Origin of the sequence: Actinacidiphila polyblastidii (assembly GCF_036353415.1) — a bacterium.
Taxonomy (GTDB): Bacteria; Actinomycetota; Actinomycetes; order Streptomycetales; family Streptomycetaceae; genus Actinacidiphila; species Actinacidiphila polyblastidii.
In genome coordinates this window covers 1-20,176 of record NZ_JAZEWV010000027.1, presented here as the reverse complement: position 1 = coordinate 20,176, position 20,176 = coordinate 1, and the positions used below count along the sequence as shown (strand labels likewise).

Annotated in this window: 20 protein-coding genes and 2 pseudogenes; 10 read left to right on the top strand and 12 right to left on the bottom strand. The window is 71.1% G+C overall.

The window, feature by feature from the left end:
* The 3 genes from V2S66_RS25355 to pknB all read left to right on the top strand — a co-directional run bounded on the left by V2S66_RS25355 (position 1) and on the right by pknB (position 5,073).
* Positions 1-1,386, top strand: a complete 1,386-nt coding sequence (locus V2S66_RS25355; protein ID WP_330798754.1) for an FtsW/RodA/SpoVE family cell cycle protein — start codon at positions 1-3, stop codon at positions 1,384-1,386.
* Positions 1,383-2,843, top strand: a complete 1,461-nt coding sequence (locus V2S66_RS25350) for a peptidoglycan D,D-transpeptidase FtsI family protein (RefSeq protein WP_330798752.1) — start codon at positions 1,383-1,385, stop codon at positions 2,841-2,843. The genes V2S66_RS25355 and V2S66_RS25350 overlap by 4 nt, the downstream gene beginning before the upstream one ends.
* A 226-nt stretch (positions 2,844-3,069) precedes the next feature.
* Positions 3,070-5,073, top strand: a complete 2,004-nt coding sequence (gene pknB / locus V2S66_RS25345; protein ID WP_330798750.1) for a Stk1 family PASTA domain-containing Ser/Thr kinase — start codon at positions 3,070-3,072, stop codon at positions 5,071-5,073.
* Between the two features lie 127 nt (positions 5,074-5,200).
* Here pknB and V2S66_RS25340 read toward each other — a convergent pair whose 3' ends face one another.
* From V2S66_RS25340 to V2S66_RS25320, 5 genes are all read right to left on the bottom strand, one after another.
* Complete coding sequence (locus V2S66_RS25340; protein WP_330798748.1) at positions 5,201-5,917, bottom strand: class E sortase; 717 nt, start codon at positions 5,915-5,917, stop codon at positions 5,201-5,203.
* A 62-nt stretch (positions 5,918-5,979) separates the two neighbouring features.
* Positions 5,980-7,542, bottom strand: a complete 1,563-nt coding sequence (locus V2S66_RS25335; RefSeq protein WP_330798877.1) for a class E sortase — start codon at positions 7,540-7,542, stop codon at positions 5,980-5,982.
* Between the two features lie 35 nt (positions 7,543-7,577).
* Positions 7,578-8,234, bottom strand: coding sequence for an aminodeoxychorismate/anthranilate synthase component II (locus tag V2S66_RS25330; RefSeq protein ID WP_330798746.1), 657 nt, complete (start codon positions 8,232-8,234; stop codon positions 7,578-7,580).
* Entirely contained in the window at positions 8,231-8,431 is a 201-nt protein-coding gene (locus V2S66_RS25325; protein ID WP_330798744.1) for a hypothetical protein, read from the bottom strand. Before V2S66_RS25325 ends, V2S66_RS25330 begins: the two co-directional genes overlap by 4 nt.
* Positions 8,432-8,573: 142 nt before the next feature.
* Positions 8,574-9,356 carry a DUF881 domain-containing protein gene (locus V2S66_RS25320; RefSeq protein WP_413966477.1) on the bottom strand — a complete coding sequence of 261 codons (783 nt, stop codon included), beginning with the start codon at positions 9,354-9,356 and terminating at the stop codon, positions 8,574-8,576.
* A gap of 90 nt (positions 9,357-9,446) precedes the next feature.
* Here V2S66_RS25320 and crgA point away from each other — a divergent pair, with 90 nt between their 5' ends.
* Complete coding sequence (gene crgA, locus V2S66_RS25315; RefSeq protein ID WP_330798742.1) at positions 9,447-9,701, top strand: cell division protein CrgA; 255 nt, start codon at positions 9,447-9,449, stop codon at positions 9,699-9,701.
* Positions 9,702-9,997: 296 nt separating this feature from the next.
* Here the strand turns inward: crgA and V2S66_RS25310 are convergent, their stop codons facing one another.
* Both V2S66_RS25310 and V2S66_RS25305 read right to left on the bottom strand, forming a co-directional pair.
* A complete protein-coding gene (locus V2S66_RS25310; protein ID WP_330798740.1) occupies positions 9,998-10,855 on the bottom strand; it encodes a rhomboid family intramembrane serine protease in 858 nt (285 codons plus the stop codon).
* Between the two features lie 219 nt (positions 10,856-11,074).
* A complete protein-coding gene (locus tag V2S66_RS25305; protein WP_330798873.1) occupies positions 11,075-11,608 on the bottom strand; it encodes a peptidylprolyl isomerase in 534 nt (177 codons plus the stop codon).
* A 213-nt stretch (positions 11,609-11,821) separates the two neighbouring features.
* Here V2S66_RS25305 and V2S66_RS25300 point away from each other — a divergent pair, with 213 nt between their 5' ends.
* A complete protein-coding gene (locus V2S66_RS25300) occupies positions 11,822-12,604 on the top strand; it encodes a DUF5324 family protein (RefSeq protein ID WP_330798738.1) in 783 nt (260 codons plus the stop codon).
* A 123-nt stretch (positions 12,605-12,727) separates the two neighbouring features.
* Here the strand turns inward: V2S66_RS25300 and lysA are convergent.
* From lysA to V2S66_RS25275, 5 genes and pseudogenes are all read right to left on the bottom strand, one after another.
* Positions 12,728-14,163, bottom strand: a pseudogene (gene lysA / locus V2S66_RS25295) (diaminopimelate decarboxylase).
* 10 nt (positions 14,164-14,173) lie between these two features.
* Positions 14,174-14,626 carry an SAV_915 family protein gene (locus V2S66_RS25290; protein ID WP_330798735.1) on the bottom strand — a complete coding sequence of 151 codons (453 nt, stop codon included), beginning with the start codon at positions 14,624-14,626 and terminating at the stop codon, positions 14,174-14,176.
* A gap of 401 nt (positions 14,627-15,027) precedes the next feature.
* Positions 15,028-15,486: pseudogene (locus V2S66_RS25285) on the bottom strand (transcriptional regulator); the annotation flags it as partial.
* 231 nt (positions 15,487-15,717) lie between these two features.
* The gene (locus tag V2S66_RS25280) at positions 15,718-17,106 is read right to left on the bottom strand and encodes a tyrosine-type recombinase/integrase (RefSeq protein WP_330798733.1); all 1,389 of its coding nucleotides are present in this window, start codon (positions 17,104-17,106) and stop codon (positions 15,718-15,720) included.
* Between the two features lie 417 nt (positions 17,107-17,523).
* On the bottom strand, positions 17,524-17,892 hold the full coding sequence (locus V2S66_RS25275; protein WP_330798731.1) for a helix-turn-helix domain-containing protein: 369 nt from the start codon (positions 17,890-17,892) through the stop codon (positions 17,524-17,526).
* Between the two features lie 257 nt (positions 17,893-18,149).
* Here V2S66_RS25275 and V2S66_RS25270 point away from each other — a divergent pair, with 257 nt between their 5' ends.
* From V2S66_RS25270 to V2S66_RS25250, 5 genes are all read left to right on the top strand, one after another.
* The gene (locus V2S66_RS25270; protein ID WP_330798729.1) at positions 18,150-18,461 is read left to right on the top strand and encodes an XRE family transcriptional regulator; all 312 of its coding nucleotides are present in this window, start codon (positions 18,150-18,152) and stop codon (positions 18,459-18,461) included.
* Positions 18,461-18,715 carry a hypothetical protein gene (locus tag V2S66_RS25265; protein WP_330798728.1) on the top strand — a complete coding sequence of 85 codons (255 nt, stop codon included), beginning with the start codon at positions 18,461-18,463 and terminating at the stop codon, positions 18,713-18,715. The genes V2S66_RS25270 and V2S66_RS25265 overlap by 1 nt, the downstream gene beginning before the upstream one ends.
* A 113-nt stretch (positions 18,716-18,828) precedes the next feature.
* On the top strand, positions 18,829-19,392 hold the full coding sequence (locus V2S66_RS25260) for a DUF6197 family protein (protein WP_330798726.1): 564 nt from the start codon (positions 18,829-18,831) through the stop codon (positions 19,390-19,392).
* Entirely contained in the window at positions 19,389-19,766 is a 378-nt protein-coding gene (locus tag V2S66_RS25255) for a hypothetical protein (protein ID WP_330798724.1), read from the top strand. Before V2S66_RS25260 ends, V2S66_RS25255 begins: the two co-directional genes overlap by 4 nt.
* Before the next feature lie 55 nt (positions 19,767-19,821).
* Complete coding sequence (locus V2S66_RS25250; RefSeq protein ID WP_330798723.1) at positions 19,822-20,070, top strand: hypothetical protein; 249 nt, start codon at positions 19,822-19,824, stop codon at positions 20,068-20,070.
* Positions 20,071-20,176: the final 106 nt, after the last annotated feature.

Below are 20,176 nucleotides of genomic sequence, written 5' to 3'. Positions count from 1 at the left end.
ATGAGCGCCAGCAACACCACCACCATCACGTCGATCGGCGCGCCCAACCGCCGTAACACCGAGCTGGCCCTGCTCGTCTTCGCCGTGGCCATCCCGGTGTTCGCGTACGTCAACGTCGGCATGGCCAAGAACGGCTCGGTCCCGGCCGGGCTGCTCAGCTACGGTCTGGGCCTCGGCCTGATCGCGGGCATCGCGCACGTGCTGGTCAGGAAGTTCGCTTCGTACGCCGACCCGTTGATGCTGCCGATCGCCACGCTGCTCAACGGGCTCGGGCTGGTGCTGATCTGGCGGCTCGACCAGGAGCCGGTGCTCGGCGCCGCGATGGCGCCCAAGCAGCTGATGTGGTCGGCGCTGGGCGTGGCGCTCTTCGCCTGCGTGCTGGTGTTCCTCAAGGACCACCGCATCCTGCAGCGGTACACGTACATCTCGATGTTCGCCGCGCTGGTGCTGCTGGTGCTGCCGGTGTTCTTCCCGGCCGTCTACGGCGCGCGGATCTGGATCACCCTGCCGGGCATCGGCTCGCTGCAGCCCGGCGAGTTCGCCAAGATCATCATCACCGTCTTCTTCGCCGGCTACCTGATGGTCAAGCGCGACGCGCTGGCGCTGGCCAGCCGCCGCTTCATGGGCCTGTACCTGCCGCGCGGCCGCGACCTCGGCCCGATCCTGGTGATCTGGGCGATGAGCATGCTCATCCTGGTCTTCGAGACCGACCTCGGCACCTCGCTGCTCTTCTTCGGCCTCTTCGTGGTCATGCTGTACGTGGCCACCGAGCGGACCAGCTGGATCGTCTTCGGCCTGCTGCTCAGCGGCGCGGGAGCGTTCGTGGTCGGCTCCACCGAGCCGCACGTCAAGGTCCGCGTCCAGGACTGGCTGCACCCGCTGCAGCTGGCCTCGAACGGCGGCGTGACGGAGACCGCCCAGGCGATGTACGCCTTCGGCTCCGGCGGCCTGTTCGGTTCCGGCCTCGGCCAGGGCTACTCCCGGCTGATCGGCGGCATCGGGTCCAAGAGCGACTACATCCTCGCCACCGTCGGCGAGGAGCTGGGCCTGGCCGGTCTGATGGCCATCCTGCTGCTCTACGCCCTGCTGATCGAGCGCGGTGTGCGCACCGCGCTGGCGGCCCGCGACCCGTTCGGCAAGCTGCTGGCCATCGGACTGTCCGGGGGCTTCGCGCTCCAGGTGTTCGTGGTGGCCGGCGGAGTCACCGGCCTGATCCCGCTGACCGGTATGACGATGCCGTTCCTGGCCCAGGGCGGCTCCTCGGTGATCGCGAACTGGGCGCTCGTGGCGATCCTGCTGCGGATCAGCGACACCGCGCGGCGGCCCGCCCCGAGCCCCGCTCCCTCTCCCGACGCCGAAGCGACCCAGGTGGTGCGCACCCAGTGAACAAGCCCCTTCGACGGGTCGCGGTCTTCTGCGGTCTCCTCGTCCTCGCCCTGCTGGTCCGCGTGAACTACGTGCAGTTCGTGCAGGCCGACCAGCTCGCCAACGACACCCACAACCGGCGGGTGGCGATCAACCAGTACGCCCAGCCGCGCGGCGACATCATCGTCGACGGCAAGGCGGTCACCGGCCACACCACGACCACCGGCAGCGACTTCAAGTACAAGCGCACCTACACCGACGGACCCATGTGGGCGCCGGTGACCGGGTACGCCTCGCAGGCGTACAGCACCACCTTCCTGGAGGGCGTGGAGGACAAGTTCCTCACCGGGGACGACGACCGGCTGTTCTTCAACCGGACCATCGACCTGCTCACCGGCAAGGAGAAGAAGGGCGGGAACGTCGTCACGACGCTCAACGCCAAGGCGCAGGAGGCCGCGTTCAACGGCCTGGGCGACAAGAAGGGCGCGGTCGCCGCGATCGACCCGCGCACCGGCGCGATCCTGGCCCTGGCGAGCACCCCGTCGTACAACCCCGGTTCCTTCGCCGGCAACTCCACGACCGACGAGAAGAACTGGGTCGGCCTGGACAAGACGAAGGACGCCGACGACCCGATGCTCAACCGGGCGCTGCGCCAGACCTACCCCCCGGGCTCGACGTTCAAGCTGGTCACCGCCGCGGCGGCGCTGGAGAGCGGCAAGATCACGGACATCGACAAGAAGACGACGACGCCCGACCCGTACACCCTGCCGGGCACCAGGACGCAGCTGGTCAACGAGGGGCACATCCCCTGCAAGGACGCCACCCCGCGCGCCGCGCTGCGCTACAGCTGCAACACCGTCTTCGGCAAGCTCGGCGCCGAGGTCGGGCTCCAGAACATGGTCGACGAGGCCGAGAAGTTCGGCTTCAACAAGCAGCAGTACGTCCCGGTGCGGGCCGACGCCAGCAACTTCGACACCAAGATGAGCCCCGACCTGCTCGCGCAGTCCTCGATCGGCCAGTACGACACCGCCGCGACGCCGCTGCAGATGGCGATGGTCGCCTCGGCCATCGCCAACAACGGCGTGCTGATGAAGCCGTACGAGGTCGACAAGCTGGTCGCGCCGAACCTGAGCACCATCTCCCAGACCAGCCCCAGCGAGCTGAGCAAGCCGCTGTCGCCGGAGAACGCGCAGAAGCTCCAGTCGATGATGGAGACCGTCGTCAACGAGGGCACCGGCACCAACGCCAAGATCCCGGGCGTGCGGGTCGGCGGCAAGACCGGCACCGCGCAGCACGGCGTCAGCAACGACAAGAATCCCTACGCCTGGTTCGTCTCCTACGCCATGACCGACCAGGGCTCGCCGGTCGCGGTCGCGGTGGTGGTCGAGGACGGCTCCGCCAACCGCGACGACATCACCGGTGGCGGTCTGGCCGCGCCGATCGCCAAGAAGGTCATGGAGGCGGTCCTCGGCAAGTGAGAAGCGTCACGCCCCGGGCGGGGGCCGCCGGCCGCCGGTGAAGGTACCGGTCGGATATCGGCGGGCGGCCGGGACGGAGTTGCACGCGGCACGCCCGGTAGCGTATGCCCGTGCAGGCGCAGGGTATGGCTTCACGGATTCGGTGATCGGCGACTGCCGGACCGATAGTCGTTCCCAGCAGATATTCGGTTCAGGCAGAGAACGGGATTGAGGAGAGGGCAGAGCTATGGAAGAGCCGCGTCGCCTCGGCGGCCGGTACGAGCTGGGCTCGGTGCTCGGCCGCGGCGGCATGGCCGAGGTGTACCTCGCCCATGACACCCGCCTCGGGCGCACCGTCGCCGTGAAGACACTGCGGGTGGATCTCGCCCGCGACCCGTCCTTCCAGGCCCGGTTCCGCCGAGAGGCCCAGTCGGCCGCCTCGCTCAACCACCCGTCGATCGTCGCCGTGTACGACACCGGCGAGGACTACGTCGACGGCGTCTCCATCCCGTACATCGTCATGGAGTACGTGGACGGCTCCACCCTGCGTGAGCTGCTGCACTCCGGGCGCAAGCTGCTGCCCGAGCGGGCCATGGAGATGACCGTCGGGATCCTCCAGGCGCTGGAGTACAGCCACCGCGCCGGCATCGTGCACCGCGACATCAAGCCGGCGAACGTCATGCTGACGCGCACCGGCCAGGTCAAGGTCATGGACTTCGGCATCGCCCGCGCGATGGGTGATTCCGGGATGACCATGACGCAGACCGCCGCGGTCATCGGCACCGCCCAGTACCTCTCCCCCGAGCAGGCCAAGGGCGAGCAGGTCGACGCGCGCTCCGACCTGTACTCCACCGGCTGCCTGCTCTACGAGCTGCTGACCGTGCGGCCGCCCTTCGTGGGCGACTCGCCGGTCGCGGTGGCCTACCAGCACGTGCGTGAGGACCCGCAGCCGCCGTCGGTGTACGACCCCGAGGTCACGGCGGCGATGGACGCGATCGTCCTGAAGGCGCTCACCAAGGACCCGAACTACCGCTACCAGTCGGCCGACGAGATGCGCGCCGACATCGAGGCGGCGCTGGACGGCCAGCCGGTCGGCGCCACCGTGGCGATGGGCGCGGCCGGCGGCTACGGCTACCCGCACCAGTACGGCGACGCCATGGCCACCACCGCGATGCCCTCGCAGGGCGGCGACCAGCACACCTCGATGCTGCCGCCGATGCGCGACGACGACGGCGGCTACGGCTACGACGACCGCCCCGACCGGCGCCGCCAGAAGAAGAACAACACCTCCACGGTGCTGCTGGTGGTCGCGGCCGTCCTGGTGCTGATCGGCGCGATCTTCCTGGGCAAGGCGCTGTTCGGCAAGGGCGGCCAGGGCGGCGACGCCGTGGTGCCGAGCTTCCTGAACCAGTCGCTGACCGACGCGCAGACCAAGGCCACCAACGTCGACCTGACGCTCGTGCAGGGCGCGAAGATCGACTGCGCGGACTACCCGGTCAACGTGGTCGGCAAGCAGAGCCCGGCGGCGGACAGCCCGGTGCCGTCGAACAAGCAGGTCACCGTCCAGATCTGCAAGGGCAAGCCGCCGGCCGCGGTGCCCAGCGTGGTCCACGACGAGGTCAACGCGGCGAAGCAGCAGCTGTTCAACGCGGGCTTCACCAACGTCGTCGTGAAGTACCGGGCGTCCACCACCGACGATCCGAACATCGTGCTCAGCCAGGACCCGTCGGGCAGCGACCCGCAGCCGCTGAACACCAAGATCACGCTGACCGTGTCGAAGTCGCCGGACAAGAAGACGCCGCAGGACGTCAAGGGCGTGCCGTTCGACAACGCGAAGGCCACCCTCGCCGCGCAGGGCTTCACCAACATCGTGCGCGCGCCGCAGGACCAGCCTTCGGACACCACCGCCAAGGGCAGCGTCACGCAGCAGACGCCGGACCCGAACGGCGGCGCGGTCTCGCTGGACACGCAGATCGTGCTGACCGTCTCCTCCGGGCCCGACCAGACGCAGCAGCCGTCCCAGACGATGCCCGGTGATCTGACCGGGAAGACCGTCGGCGACGCCAAGGCCGAGCTGAACGCCCTGGGGCTCAACCTGCAGATCACCGCGGTCGGCCCCGGTGGCAACCAGGTCGGCGACGACGCTCACGTCTACAACGTCCAGCCGGGAGCGGGGTCGCCGTTGCAGGAGGGACAGCCCGTCCAGCTGCAGGCGTTCGGTGGTGGTGGCGGCGGCGGCGGAAACGGCTGACGCGCGCCGAACACCGCGCCTCGCGCATCGCGCACGGAAGGGGGCGGCCCGCACATCATGTGCGGGCCGCCCCCTTCTGCCGTACGCCCCCGCGGTCCGCCCCGCGTCGCCCCGTGCCGCGGCGCGCTCAGCGCAGCTCGGGGGGCGGGGTGCGCTGGGGGTCGACCTTCTGGGTGCGGACGAGTTCGCCCCAGACGATGTAGCGGTAGCGCGAGGTGTAGACCGGGGTGCAGGTCGTGAGGGTGATGTAGCGGCCGGGCCTGGTCCTGCCCGACTCCTTGGGGATCTGGTCGGTCACGGCGACGTTGTACTTCGAGGTCTGGTCGAGGATCTTGTAGACCTTGTAGACGTACCAGGTGTCCTTGGACTCGAAGACGACCGGGTCGCCAGTCTTGATCTTGTTGATGTTGTGGAACTTGGCGCCGTGGCCGTCGCGGTGCGCGGCGAGCGTGAAGTTGCCGGTCTTGGCCCAGGGCAGCACGGAGGGTGTCGGGCCCGTGTAGTAGCCGGCGACGCCCTCGTTGAGCACGTCCGTCGAGGTGCCCTTCTTCACCAGCACCTCGAAGTCGCGGCCCATCGCGGGGACGTGCAGGAAGCCGATGCCGTCCTTGGTGTCGAGGGTCTTGGGCGCGGAGTGGCCGCCGCCGGAGGGGGTGCTCTGCGCCCACTGCTGCCTGACCCGGTCGGCCGCCGCCTTCTCGTGCCGGTCGGCGATGACGTTGGTCCACCACAGGGAGTAGACGACGAAGAGGGCGAGGATGAGGCCGGCGGTGATGAGTATCTCGCCGAGGACGCTGATGGTGGCGGCGACGCGTCCTCGCCCGCCGCGCTTGTCGGTGGTCACACTGTTCCGTTCTTCGTCTCTTCGCCGGACCGTCCCGGAGGTCTCGTCACCCGCGGCCCGCCCTACCCCTGCAGCAGCGCGTCCGGCTTGCCCTTGCTGCGCGGCCGCTCCTCGATCAGCTTCCCCCACACGATCAGCCGGTTCTCGCTGGTGAACTCGGGGGTGCAGGTGGTGAGGGTGATGTACCGGCCGGGCTTGGTGAAGCCCGAGCCCGGCGGGACCGGCTGCAGCACGCTGGTGTCGGTCGGCGGGGTGGACGCCAGCGAGCTGGTCACCTGGTAGGTGTAGTACGCGTCCGCCGTCTCCACCACGACCTTGTCGCCGGCTTCGAGGTGGTTGATGTAGCGGAACGGTTCGCCATGGGTGTTGCGGTGGGCGGCGACCGCGAAGTTGCCGGTCTTGTCCCAGGGCATCGCGGTGTTCAGCGAACCGTCGTAGTGGCCGACCATGCCCTTGTCGAGCACCTTGTGCTTGTCGACGCCCTGCGCGATGGGCGCCTTCACGTCCAGCTTGGGGATGTACATGATCGCGAAGCCCTGACCCGGCGAGAAGGTGCCGGGGTTGCGGTCGGGGCCCTGGGCGGTCTTCGCCCACTGGTGCTCAAGGCTGTTGGACGCGCTGTTGGCCTGCTGGTGGGCGCGCACGTTGGTCCACCACAGCTGGTAGGTGACGAACAGCAGCATGATCACGCCGGTGGTGATGAACACCTCGCCGACGATCCGGCTGATCACCACCGCGGGGCTGTCCTTGGCCGCCTTCGCCGCCTTGCGGGCCTCGACCCGGCTCAGCGGCGGGGCCGGCGGCGACGTCCCGGCCGCGGCGGTGGGCGCTGCCGCGGTGCGGCTCCTGGCCCGGTGGCCGCCGCCGCGCTGCGCCGCCTTGCGCCGTGCGGCACGGCCGCCGTCACCGGGCGCGGGCGCGGGCGTGGCCGGCGCGAACGCCGCACCGGCGAGCTGCGCCTCGTCGACCACCGGCAGCTGAGCGGTCGCGTCGACGTCCAGGGCGGCCGCGGCGTGCGCCCCGGCCGTCGGGGTCGTCGCGGTCGTCGCGGTCGTCGGGTCCATCGCGCCTGCCGCGCCCGCGGCGTCGAGCGCGTCAACGGCGGACGTCTCGGACCGCTCAGGCCGCCCGCTCGGCGCGAGCGGCGCCTGCGCCGCCGTGCCGCCCGCTGAGGCGGCCTCGGGGGCGCGTACCGGCTCGGGATGCTCGGGCGGCTCGGGAGCCCGCACCTGCTCGGGAGCGGCCGTGTGGTCCATCTCCGGGGCGCGGAACCACGGCGACGCGTGAGTGGCCGCGGGAGCCTCGTCCTCGTACCCGGGCCGCCGGGCGGCCTGCGGATGCCCGGACGGCTCCGGACGCCGGGCGGCGGGCTCGGGACGCACCTCGGGCTGCGGGGGGCGGGACGCGTGCTTCCCGCGGGACACCGGCTCGGCCACCGGCGGCTCGGGCGCCTCAGGAGCGGGCGCCTCGGGAGCGGGCTCGGCAGCCGGCTCGTACGGGCGCGGGCGCTGCTGCTGCTCGGCGGAGTCGGGGACGGCCGGCGGGCGGCCGGGCAGCGGGTCGTTCAGGGGATCTGCCAGCTGCCCCACGACAGCTTCGAACTGCCCGGTGTCCTCGTAGGACATCGGGCCGTCGGCGGGACGCTCCGGTCGGAGCGTGGTCACCTCCCGGCCCTCCCGGCCGGGCCGCCCGCACCGACCACCGGGGCGAGTCCCCGGGAGCGCTCGACCGCGCCGGGGTCGCCGCACTCTTCCAGCCAGTTGGCGAGCATCAGATGCCCCCATTCGGTGAGCACCGACTCGGGATGGAACTGCACACCCTCGACGGCGGCGTCACGGTGCCGCAGCCCCATGATGATCCCGTTCTCCGTCCAGGCGGTGACCCGCAGCTCGTCGGGGAGGGTGTCCCGCTCCACCGCGAGCGAGTGGTAGCGCGTCGCGGTGAAGGGCGACGGCAGCCCGGCGAAGACACCGGTCCCCTCGTGCGCCACCGCGGAGGTCTTGCCGTGCAGCAGCTCGGGCGCCCGGCCGACGACGCCGCCGTAGGCCACCGCCATCGACTGCACACCGAGGCAGACGCCGAAGACCGGCACCTCGGTTTCCGCGCAGTGCCTGACCATGTCGACGCAGACGCCGGCTTCCTCGGGGGTGCCGGGGCCGGGGGACAGCAGGACGCCGTCGAAGCCCTCCTGGGCGTGCGCGAGGGCCACCTCGTCGTTGCGGAGCACCTCGCACTCGGCGCCGAGCTGGTAGAGGTACTGGACCAGGTTGAAGACGAAGCTGTCGTAGTTGTCGACCACGAGGATGCGTGTGCTCATCGGACCGCGGCCACCCCGTTGATCACGTTCATGCCGTTGTTGTTGTCCACGGTCACATCATTGAACGGCAGCAGCGGCTCCGCCCACGGAAAGACGACCTGGAAGAGCAGGTACACGACGGCGAGGACCAGCACGAGCGAGATGACCGCCCGCAGCCACGTGTTACCCGGCAGATGCCGCCAGACCCAGCCGTACATGAGCTGCCTTCCTCCCGGTTCCCCGGAACAGAGTAAAGGCAGTCGGGCCTGGACGGGGGCCCGGGCCGGACAAAGCATTGGCATGGCCGGGGACTCACCCGGCCGGGTTCCGGCGGGAGTTCACCGAGGACTCAGCGCCGCCTCATGGCGTGTTCACAGGCTTCGCGTCGTGCAGATCGACCGACCCCGAGTAACCCGGCAGAGTGACCTTGCTGTCGCCGGCCACCTTCCAGCCGAGCCCGTACGCCTGGACGTACTGGAGGTAGTTCTGGATGGCCGGGCTGTCCGCGATCGCCTTCTGGAGCTTCGCCCGGTCCCCCACCGCGGTGATCCGGTAGGGCGGCGAGTAGACGCGGCCCTGGAGGATCAGGGTGTTGCCGACGCAACGGACCGCGCTGGTGGAGATCAGCCGCTGGTCCATCACGCGGATGCCCTGCGCGCCGCCCTGCCACAGGGCGTTCACGACGGCCTGCAGGTCCTGCTGGTGGATGACCAGGTCGTTCGGCTGCGGGTCGGGGACACCGGGTTCGAGCGGCACCGCGTTGGGCGGTGCGTCGTTGAGGGTGACCTCCAGGCCGGGGCCGGTGATCGGGGCGGTGCCGGCGGCCTTGTCGAGGGCCGCCAGCCGGGCCCGCTCGGCGGGCGCGAGTCCGCTGCCGCGGCTGGCCAGCCGGTCGACGTCCTGCCGCTCGGCGGCGACCTGGGCGTCGAGCTTCGCATTTCGGCTGTTCTTGGCGCGAATGTTGTCGGAAAGCTTCGGCAGGGGGTCGTCGCTGCGGATGTCGACGCCCTTCGCGGTGTCGAAACTGGTCCAGAAGATCAGACCGGCGAGCGCGAAGACTCCCGCACTGAGCACTCGCAGCGCTACGGTGCGGGAGACAGGACGGGAGGAAGGGGTGGGGGCGGTACCACTGGCTCTGGCCACCAAATACCCTTCTCCTTGACAACCCGAGTAAGCACTACGCTAGCCGACGCCCGAAAGCGGTAGCAGCGCGCATCGACAGGAGAGTCCCTCGTGCCGAAGTCACGGATCCGCAAGAAGGCGGACTTCACCCCGCCGCCGGCGAAGACCGCCACCGCCATAAAGTTCGGCAACCGCAGCTGGGTGGCGCCGCTGATGCTGGCGTTCTTCATCGTGGGGCTCGCCTGGATCGTGCTGTTCTACGTGACGCAGGGCAGCCTGCCGGTGGACGCGCTCGGCAACTGGAACATCGTCATCGGCTTCGGCTTCATCGCGGGTGGGTTCGTCGTCTCCACCCAGTGGAAGTAGCGAGCGGTCGACGGGCCCGTCCCCAGGGTCCGGTGTGCTTGTCCACACAGTTATCCACAGTGGGGAAAAGGTCGGAAGATCTGTGGATAACCTCTACGAGGTTGACGCCGGTACGACCGGTGGCCGCACCACGGGCCACCGGTCTTTCCTGCTTTCTGGGGTGATCTTGCAGGAGAAACCCGGACCGGTGACCCTCCGCACAGCAGTTCCCACGAGTTGTGCACATCCCGTGCGGGACGACCGGTCCGCTGTGGATAACGTGTGATCAACGCCAGAGACACGGCCCCCGGGAGACGTCAGGACGTGACCTGCGCCACAGCGATCGCAGCCACCGCGAGAGACGCCACGAACACCGCCGCGCACGTCCCCCACTGCACCAGGTCGCGGCGCTCGCGCGGCGCGTAGAGCATCCCTATGGCCACGATCGTGCCGGTGACGAGGCCGCCGAGGTGGCCCTGCCAGCTGACGTTGGCCCAGGTGAAGCTGAAGAAGATGTTCAGCCCCAGCAGGATCAGCACCGGCCGCATGTCGTAGCGCATGCGGCGCATGTAGACGGCGGTCGCGCCGAACAGGCCGAAGATCGCACCGGAGGCGCCCAGGGTCGGCGCGTCAGGTGCCAGCAGCAGCACGGCGGCGCTGCCGCCGATCGCGGAGACGAAGTACAGCGCGGTGTAGCGGGAGCGGCCCAGACGCTGTTCGAGCGGGGCGCCGATCCACCATAGCGACAGCAGGTTGAAGCCGATGTGCCAGTACTCCTGGTGCAGGAACGCCGAGGTCAGCAGCCGGTACCACTCGCCCGGTCCCTCGGAGACGCCGAAGCAGAGCTGCTGCCCGGTGATGTCGTGACCGCAGACCGCGTACAGGTCCAGGTCGTTGAGCAGCCGGTCGCCGACCGCCTTGACGAGGATGAACACCAGGATGTTCAGGCCGATGAGGATCTTGGTGACCAGGAAGGGGTCGGCCGCCACGCTGCCGCCGGCGATCGTCCGGGGCTGCACATGGCTGCCGCCGCGCTGGCTGACGCACTCCTTGCACTGGAAGCCCACCGAGGCGCTGACCATGCAGTCGGGGCAGATCGGCCGCTCGCACCGGGTGCAGCGGATGCCCGTCTCCCGGTCCGGGTGCCGGTAGCAGGTGACCGCCTGCTGTTCCATCAAAGCCCTCTCCCCTGACGACGGGCGCGGCCACGGCGCACCTGTGGGCCGGCTGTACATTTTCGCGCCCCGCCCGTCATACGTACGGGCAGGGCGCGGTGTTCCCGAAGGGTACGTGATCGCCCGGCGGAATCCGCGGGGCGGCGGCGCTTGGCGCGAACCCGTCAGGGCGCGCCCGGAAGACCCCGGGATCGCGCCGCGTGGCCGCGCGGCGGGGCGTCAGGAGGCGCGCTTCTCCACGACCACGGTCTCGATCACCACGTCCTCCAGCGGACGGTCGGTGCGCGGATTGGTCGGAGTGCCGATCACCGCGTCCACGACCTTCCGGCTCGCCGGGTCGGCGACCTCGCCGAAGATGGTGTGCTTGCGGGTCAGCCAGGTGGTGGGGGCGACGGTGATGAAGAACTGCGAGCCGTTGGTGGCCGGGCCCGCGTTGGCCATCGCCAGCAGGTACGGGCGGTCGAAGGCCAGGTCGGGGTGGAACTCGTCGGCGAACTCGTAACCGGGGCCGCCGGTGCCGTTCCCCAGCGGGTCGCCGCCCTGGATCATGAAACCGGAGATCACCCGGTGGAAGACGGTGCCGTCGTAGAGCCGCTCGTGGGAGGGCTTGCCGGTGCGCGGGTCGGTCCACTCACGGGTGCCCTCGGCGAGCCCGACGAAGTTCGCCACGGTCTTGGGAGTGTGGTTCGGCAGCAGCCGTATCACGATGTCGCCGTGGTTGGTCTTCAGGGTCGCGTAGAGCTGCTCGGCCACGATCTGCCTTCCGCCGTCGGAGGTGAGGGACAAATCCTCGCACGCCGCCGGTGCCGCCGGTCCCGTTCCCCCCGACCGGTGCGGCGGGGACGCCGCGAAATGGGACCCACTGACCCGTATGCCGTGCCGCACATGCCGTGGCGGCCGCGGCCGGGCATGATTTCAAACCGGGTGGACAGGCGGAAACCGTACGCCACCGAGGAGGAGGTTCCTGTGACCCGCATCGACAGCGTGCGCCACGCGGCCGACGTGACGAAGGACAGCGTGCGGCACGCCGCGGAGGTGGCGGCCCCGTACGCGAGCACGGCCAAGCAGAGTGCCGTGTACTACGGCCGCCAGGCCGGGACTTACGGCAAACAGGCCGGCGCCGCGGCCAAGGAGAAGTACGACGCGCAGCTCGCCCCGAAGATCGGGCAGGCCGCCGAGCAGGCCTGGGCGGCCGTGCCGCCCAAGACGGCGACCGCCGTGGAGACCGCCGCCCGGCGCACCCGGGACGGCGCGAAGACGGCCGCCGACTTCACCGCGCCGAAGGTCGGCGCGGCGGTCGGCGCCACCATGGCGGTGGCGGTGCCGGCCCGCGAGGAGATCGCGGTGCGCGGCGCCGCCGCGATCCAGGCGCTGCGCGGCCAGGTGACGGCAGCGGAGATCAACCGGCTGGTGCGGCGGCGGATGCGCCGGCAGCAGGCGGGCCGCGTGCTGCGCGGCATGATCGTCGCGGGGCTCGCCGGCGGCGCGGTCTACGCGGCCGTCAAGTGGTGGAGCCGGCAGACCAGCCCGGACTGGCTGGTCGAGCCGTCGGAGGCCACCGAGGTCGACGACCGTGTCGGCCCCGGCAGCACCCTGACCGTGGTCGACCCGCTCGACGAGGGCCTGGCCTCCGTCAACGGCTCCGGCCCGACGGTCGACCGGGTGGACGGCTCGCCGGACGCCGGGCTCGACCCCGAGGTCGAGGCCAAGCAGGCGGACGCCGAGCGGCCGGACGACGAGGGCCGCTGACCGACCGAGCGCGGAAGCACGAGGTGAAGGGCGGACCCCCGGTGGCGGGGGCCCGCCCTTCACCCTGTCGGGCGCGGGGCGCGGGAGTGCGGCGGGCGGCTCCGCGGCGGGCTCCGGTGGCGGCTAGACGCCGACGTCGCGGCGGCTCATGTCGTCCAGCGACTCGCGCCGTACGAGCATCCGCGCCGTGCCCGCCGCGACCGCCACCACCGGCGGGCGGCCGACGAGGTTGTACCCGGACGCCATGGACAGCTGGTACGCGCCCGCCGCGGGCACCGCCAGCAGGTCGCCGGGGTGCACGTCGCCGGGCAGCGGCACGCCCTCGGCGAGGATGTCGCCGGCCTCGCAGTGCCGGCCCACGACGGTGGCAGGCGCGGGCGCGGCCGATGTCCTGCGGCCGATCAGCCGGGGCGCGTACCGCACCCCGTACAGCGCCGCCTGGGGTTGTCGCCCATGCCGCCGTCGACCGCGACGAAGGTGCGGGCGGCCGTCCGCTTGACCGAGAGCACCCGGTAGAGCGCCACGCCGGCCGGGCCGATCAGCGCGCGCCCGGGTTCCAGCACCAGCCGCGGCACGGCCAGCCCCGCCCGCGCGCAGCCCGCGGCGAGTTCGGCGCGGACCCTGGCGGCGAGCACGCCGATGTCGAGCGGCGTCTCCCCGGGCCGGTAGGCGATGGAGTGACCGCCGCCGATGTCCAGTTCGCGAAACTCCAGCCCGTGCTGGTCGCGCACCCGCGCCATCAGGCCGACCATCCGCCGCACGGCGGTCACGTACGGGCCGGCCGAGTCGATCTGCGAGCCGATGTGGAAGTGCAGGCCCACCAGGTCCAGATGGGGCTGGCCGAGGATTCTCGCGATCGCGTGCCGCGCGGAGCCGTCGGTGAGCGACAGGCCGAACTTCTGGTCGTCGGTGCCGGTGTGGACCGCGGCGTGGCCGCCCGCCGAGACGCCCGGCACGACCCGCAGCAGCACCTGGAGGCGGTCGTCGTGCGGGACCAGCGCGGCGACCCGGGAGATCTCCGAGCTGCTGTCGAGGACGATCCTGCCCACCCCGAGCCGCAGCGCGGTGCGCAGGTCCTCCGGGCTCTTGGCGTTGCCGTGCATCACGATCCGCTCGGCCGGGAAGCCGGTGGCGAAGGCCATGCCCAGCTCTCCCGCCGAGCACACGTCGAGCCCGAGGCCCTCGTCCGCGACCCAGCGGGCGACCGCACGGCACAGGTACGCCTTGGCCGCGTAGAGGATGTCCGCGTCGGGGAACGCGGCGCGGTAGGCCCGGCAACGGGCCCTGACCTCACCTTCGTCCAGGACGTACAGGGGGGTGCCGAAGCGGTCGGCGGCCTCCGCGAGCGAGACGCCCGCGACGGTCACGTCGCCCTCCGCGGCGTGGCGCGCGGAGGCCGGCCACACCGCGAGGCCCTCGCGGGCCGCGCCGCCGGGGCGCGGTGGCGCGGGCGTGGGGGTGGGCGCCGCGCCCGCCGCGGAGGGGGCCGCCGCGGGCGTCTTGCTCGCCACGGCGGACGGCGCCCCGGCGGACGCCTTGGTCAGGGACGAGACGGACATGGGTACCACCTCAGCCGATCAGGAGGTTCAGACAGGAGACGAGGACGGTGGCGCCGGCCACCCGCAGGACGCCGGCGCGACGGGGGCCGCCACGAGCCGCGGGCCCGTGCGGGCGGCGCGGCCGGGCCGGCCGCAGGCACACGGCGGGCGCCGGGACGGCAGCGGCAGGGACGGCAGCGGCAGGGGCGGAGAAGGCGGGGTCGACGGTGAGCGCGCCGACGCCCAGCGGCTCGGCGAGCGCCCGCAGCGCCGGTTCGGAGAGGGAGATCCACGCCTGCCCGGCCCCCAGCGTGGCGGTGAGCCGCTCCGGCGAGGTGAAGCCGACCGCGGTGCGGCCGCCGAGCGAGGTCCGGAAGAAGCGGGCGGAGCATCCGGAGGGGCCCTGCCGGACGGGTACGTAGAGGAGTCCGGCCGGGCGGGCTCGTGAGGGTTCGGGGTCCTCGGCGTGATCGGTCGCGGCCATCGCGTTCCTCCAGGTGCGGCAGGTGGGCGGCGACCCCGGGGGGAGCCGCGGTCGCCTCCTCGACGCTAAGTCCGCGCACCGGCCGTCCCCTCGCGCGCTGACGCGGGCTTGACGCGTACGGCCCGGCCACTGACGCGACGCTGACGCCGGGCGGCGGTCCGTCAGACCCGGCCCGGGAACGACACCTCTGGGAACGCTTCGGGCTCCTGGTGAAGCCCGCGAGGACGTCTGCGTGGAGACATCATTCGTCCGCCCCCGCACCACCGGTGCTCAGGCACATGGCCCACACCGTCTTGCCGACACCGTTCCGGCCGCTCACTCCCCAGTCCCCGCGGGTGAGGGCGTCGACCAGGTTGAGGCCGCGCCCGGACTCCGCGTCCGCCGACGCCTGGCCGCGCTCGGTGGTTGGGAAGCGCCCACAGGTCGCGCACGATGGCGACGGCCAGGGTGTGGTGCTGCATCCAGGTCGGCGCGACGCGGCGCAGGGACTCCAGCGTCTTGACGGCCCCGGGCGCGTCCCCCGTGTCCGAGTGCGCTCGGGCGACGTCGAGGAGCAGCCACGTCCGCCATGAGGGAGGCGTGTCCTTGGACAGGCGCACGCCCCTGGCCAGAGTCAGAGCGTCGGCGGCGTGCCCGTACTGGACTGCCAGGCGGACGCGTTCGATGCGCACGGACGACGGGCTGAAGACGCTGACCGTGCGGTTGTCGCTGCCGTCGGGCAGCTTGGAGACCCGGGCCGCCTCCGTCTCGGCCCTCTCCATCATCGCCGCCGCCCGGTCGTAGTCGCCGCTTCGCGCGGCGGACGTGGCGGCGCTCATGGTCAGTGCGCCCCACACTTTGAGCCCGTCGGCCGTGCCCGTGAGATCGGCTGTCCTCATGTCGAGCGGCCACGGGGTAAGCGGCGGCCTGATGTGTGCAGAATGTGTACCGCACGCCCGCGGCCCCCTCGCCCTACCCGGGCGAGGGGGCCGCTGACCTGCGTGAATCCCTGTGGAGCCTAGGAGATTCGAACTCCTGACATCTGCCTTGCAAAGGGTGTAGCACTCACCGGACGGATGAGCCGAGACTAACCGAGAGTATCCAGGTGCAGGTCAGGAGGGTGGTGGCCCGTCCGTACCGGTCGCGCCGAGCGCATCCGAGACTAGCCGAGCGGTGCGTGTGGAATCGGTGTGGAACCCTGTGGCATCTGGCACCGCCCGCAGAGAGCGGCCACCGGCCAGGGCGTCCCGCGCGGTCCCCAGCTCCTCGTCAGTGGTGTGGGTGTAGAGCCACGTGACCCGGCTGCCACGCTCCTGCCCGAGGAACGCCTGCACCACGGCCTCCGACAGCCCGGCCGCATGCAGCCGGGACGCCACGCCGTGCCGGTAGTCGTACAGCCGCGGCCACCACTCCACCCTGCCCGTCTCCGGGTTCGTCACCTTGCGGGCAACCCCCGCGGCCTGGATTGCCGGCAGCCACACGCGGTGCAGGTTGTTCCGGTTCAGGACGCTGTCCAGGGTCTGCTGGGTGCCGTCCTTCTGCCGGCGCACCTCACCCGCGAGAGGTCCCCGGAAGACCAGCTCCTCGGGGTGCATTCCGTCCTCGACGGCGGACCGTGTGGCGGCCGGCGCCAAGCGCTCGAGCATCATGTCGACAGCGGTGAGCGCCTTCGGCGTGAGCGGCACCGTGCGCAGAGCCGACGACGTCTTGGGGATCCGCTGCCGGCGCAGCGTCCCCTTGTCGTCGATGACCACTTCCCTCACGTAGGCGATGCCAGCGTCGCGGTCGACGTTGCACAGGCGCAGCGCGACGTACTCCTGCGGTCGCATGCCGGTGTCCTCGGCGAAGTCGACCAGGGGCCGGTACCAGGGGTGGAGCTCATGGCGGACCATGGCGTACTGCTGTGGCGTCGGCGGCCGGAGGTCCTCCGGGTGCTTAGGTACGGCGCGCGCGGTGATCTGGAGCTCAGCGGCGGGGTTGTACGGGATGCGCCCGTCGCGCACGGCGTCGGCGAGGACCATGCGCAGCAGCTCGCGGACCTTGCGCTGCGTCTCGTGCCCGCGGACGTCGGCGGTGAGCCAGGACTGCAGGGCCATGTACTCCACGGCGTTGAGCGGGGTTGTGCCCCACCGGGGGCGGATGTGCGCGGTCCAGGAGCTGAGCTTGCGGTTGCGGGTGGCCGGCGCGCCGCCCTGGGACGGCCACCACAGGTCCCACCAGACGGTGAGGAGGATCTCCCCGCGCGAGGGGTCGCGGTAGGTGCGGTCGCGAACGGAGCTGCGGATCTTGTCGAGGAACGCCTCTGCCTCCCTCTTGGTTGGGAACGTCTCGGACTTCTGGTCGCCGGCCGGGTCGCGGTAGCGGGCCTGCCAGCTGCCGGTGCAATCTCGGCGCGGCCGGCGGTCGCCGTACTTTGCTGGCGGGTACTTGGCCAGGCACTCCTTACACCCGCACGTCTTCCGCCTGAGCTGGCGGGGGTTGTTGAGGCCCTTACGCCCCATGGTTGGCCTCCTCGCTGGTCCTCTGCGCGGGGATGAGGCCGCTGATCTTGAGCGGCTCCCCGCACCAGCAGAGTGGCGTGCCGTTCTCGCTCGGCAGGTGGAGTTCGGCCACAACTCGGTTGAGAGCACGGAGAGTTAGAGCAGGGCAGAGGCCAGCGGGGATGGTGATGGTTCGTGTGTCGCGGTCGTAGACGCGTGTGACGCGAGTAGACGATCGGACGCGCATGCACATAGACACCCCCGTGGGCAGGCCAAACGACGCTGTTTGTGGCTGCGGGGGAGAACGCTGCCAGGTGCACGACCGTACCCCTGTGGGAGCGTTTCCGCAGCAAGGTTGTCGCCCTGGGCACACATTGCGGCAACACTCGGTCACGAGCCCATTCGGTGTAGGACTCACGGGGGTGGTGCAGGGTTGTACTACTGGCCAGTTCGGTTTCGCTCGGCGACAGCGCGGGCCTGAACCTCAAGCATCTCCTGCTGCTCCGCGGTCAGTTCGCGGTAGTAGGCCAGGAGTCGGGCCTCGGCGTCCTCGTCGAGGTTGCCGGGCGCCTGCCGGCCGACGGCGGCGAAGATGCGGTCCTCGCTGAATTTGGGGTATGCCGCGGCGAGCTTGCGGAGGGCCTCGGGACGGGGGCCTCGCTGGCCGCCTCGTTCGCCGGAGGTCCACTTGTACACGGTGCTGGCGTGCACGCCGATGGCGCGGGAGATTTCGGACTCGTTGACGCCGTACTCCTCCATGAGGGCGGCCATCAACTGCACGAAGGTCTCGTCACGCTCTTCTGTCACATGGCAAGGGTGCCCGTCGCCTTCTACTTTGCGCAAGGAAAAGTAGAAGCGTGGCGCGAACTGTGTCCACGCCACTACACCCCGACGTGCGCTGTCGCGCCCTCCCCGTCAGGATACGAATGCTTGTTCGGTTTCGACGCTAGTGTCTATGTCTCGACTCGGCAAGTCTCGGAGAGTCCGTTGACAAGCTTTCGACTTAGACAGTACAAATGTCGAAGACGGCCGGAGCCACTGGCCGGAAACCACACGGGGCACAGATGACCCACCTGTTCCGCAAGGGCGACGGCCAGCCCCTTCGCGACGCGATGGACGCCGCAGGACTGTCCGGACCCCAGCTCGCCGAGGCCACCAAGGAGGTCGACCCCGACGGCAGGGGCATCAGCCCGGCAGCCGTCGGGGCGATCACCGGCCGCGGCAGCAGCTCGCAGGACAGGTGCCGACTCCGGAGCGCGTGGCTGATCGCCGACGCCCTCGACGCGAAGGGCGCAGACGCCCCCCTCCAGCGCCTTTTCAGCCGTTTCCCCATGCCCACAGATTCGACTTCGACAGTAGAAAGGTCAAGGTCCTGATGCCCACGAAAGCCGCGCGCCGCGTCCCCCTCCCGGCCGGCCTCGTCCCGCTGCTGAGCCAGCCTGAGCTGGAGACCTACTACGGGGTCTCCGACTGGACGGTCCTTCAGTGGATCAAGGCGGGCATGCCCGTCGAGCCGATGCGTCCCGCCAAGCCCACCGTGCCCGGCGAGAAGCCGGAGCGGGTCCTGCGGAAGTTCGACCTGGCGAAGGTCCAGGCGTGGCACGCCGAGCATCTGCCCGCGACGGCCTGATCCCCCCCCCGCACCCCCTGCGTGATGCAGGGCCGCCCGTCAGCTTCCCGGCCCCGGACGACCCCGCCGGCATCACGCCTCGACCAAATCGATCAAGAGAGAGGCGATCTGCCTTGACGAATCGTATCGAGCTGGCGGACCTGTTCCGGCGAGCCGCAACGATCATCCAGACCAACGGTCATCACCAGGGCGACTACATCCCCGACCCCTTCAACCGCGTGCTGAACGCGCTGCCGCACGAGCGGCCAATGAACATCGTGGCGGCGCTGCGCTGCGCGGAGACCGGCCACCCGCAGCGGTACGGGCCGGCGTCCACCGGCGCTGTGCGGTTCCTCGCGGGGCGCCTGCTGGTCGATGGCGAGCCGCCGTTCTGGCCGGACGACTACTCGATGGAGTCCCACGTCGCGGCGTGGGGTGACGTCGCGGGCCGGACTGTCGCCGAGGTGGTCGCGGTGTTGCTTGACGCTGCGGAGGCCGCGCCGGTGCCGCGTGCCGCGGTGGTCGGCCGGACGTTGACGATGAGCGACGGCACGGAGTGGGTTCTGTGGTCGGTGCCGGCGGATGGTGAGCCGCTGTACACGGTGGCCGGGGTGCGTGGTGGTCCGGGTGTGCAGCAGTCGAGCTACGCGGATTTGTCGGCGCGGTTCGGGCCGGTGTCGGTGGGGAGTGCGTGGTGAGCGCCCCGCTGAGCCCGGAGCAGCTCGCCGAGATCCGCGCCCGCATGGATGCTGCCGCCCCCGGGCCGTGGGAGACCGACACCTACGCCGAGTACGACAGCAGCACGAGCATCGGCGTGGCGAACGCGAGCGACCTGTGGATCGTCCCGTTGCAGCAGCTCGACCCGGCCGACGCGGCGTTCATTGCGGCCGCCCGGACAGACGTGCCCGCGCTGCTCGCCGAGGTCGACCGGCTGCGGTCCGCCGCCCGGTCGGCCGCTGACATCTTCCGGTCGGTCGCTGGGCGGGCGCAGGCACGGCAGTGGCCGAACCCGTCGATGCTCCGGCAGGCCGCCGCCGACCTGGACCGCATCTCGGGTGGTGAGCCCCGGTGAGCCCGTGGATGCCCAGCCCGGACACCCTGCCGCAGCCCCGCCCGGACGGTGACTCATGACCGGCTACGGCATCGTCCTGACCGGCGACCTCTCCGCGATCGGCCTGGGCACCACGATCGCCATCGCCCGCGAGACCCTCCTCCACCACGCAGACATCGCCGAAGCCGTGGGCACCGCCCTGGAGCACCTCGCGCTGGCCGTGTGGACCGCGGTCGCCGAGATCGCCGCGCTGTGGGCCTGGCTGGCCGCGTTCGTGTCGCCGCCGGGTGAGGGCGCGCACCGCCGGACGAGGGCGAGCGCGTGATGGCGCACCTCCTGGCCGTCGGCCTCATCGTCCTCGCCGCATGGACTGTGCTCGCGCTGCCGCTGGGCATCGTCATCGGCCGCCGACTCCGGCGCGCCCGGCGCTC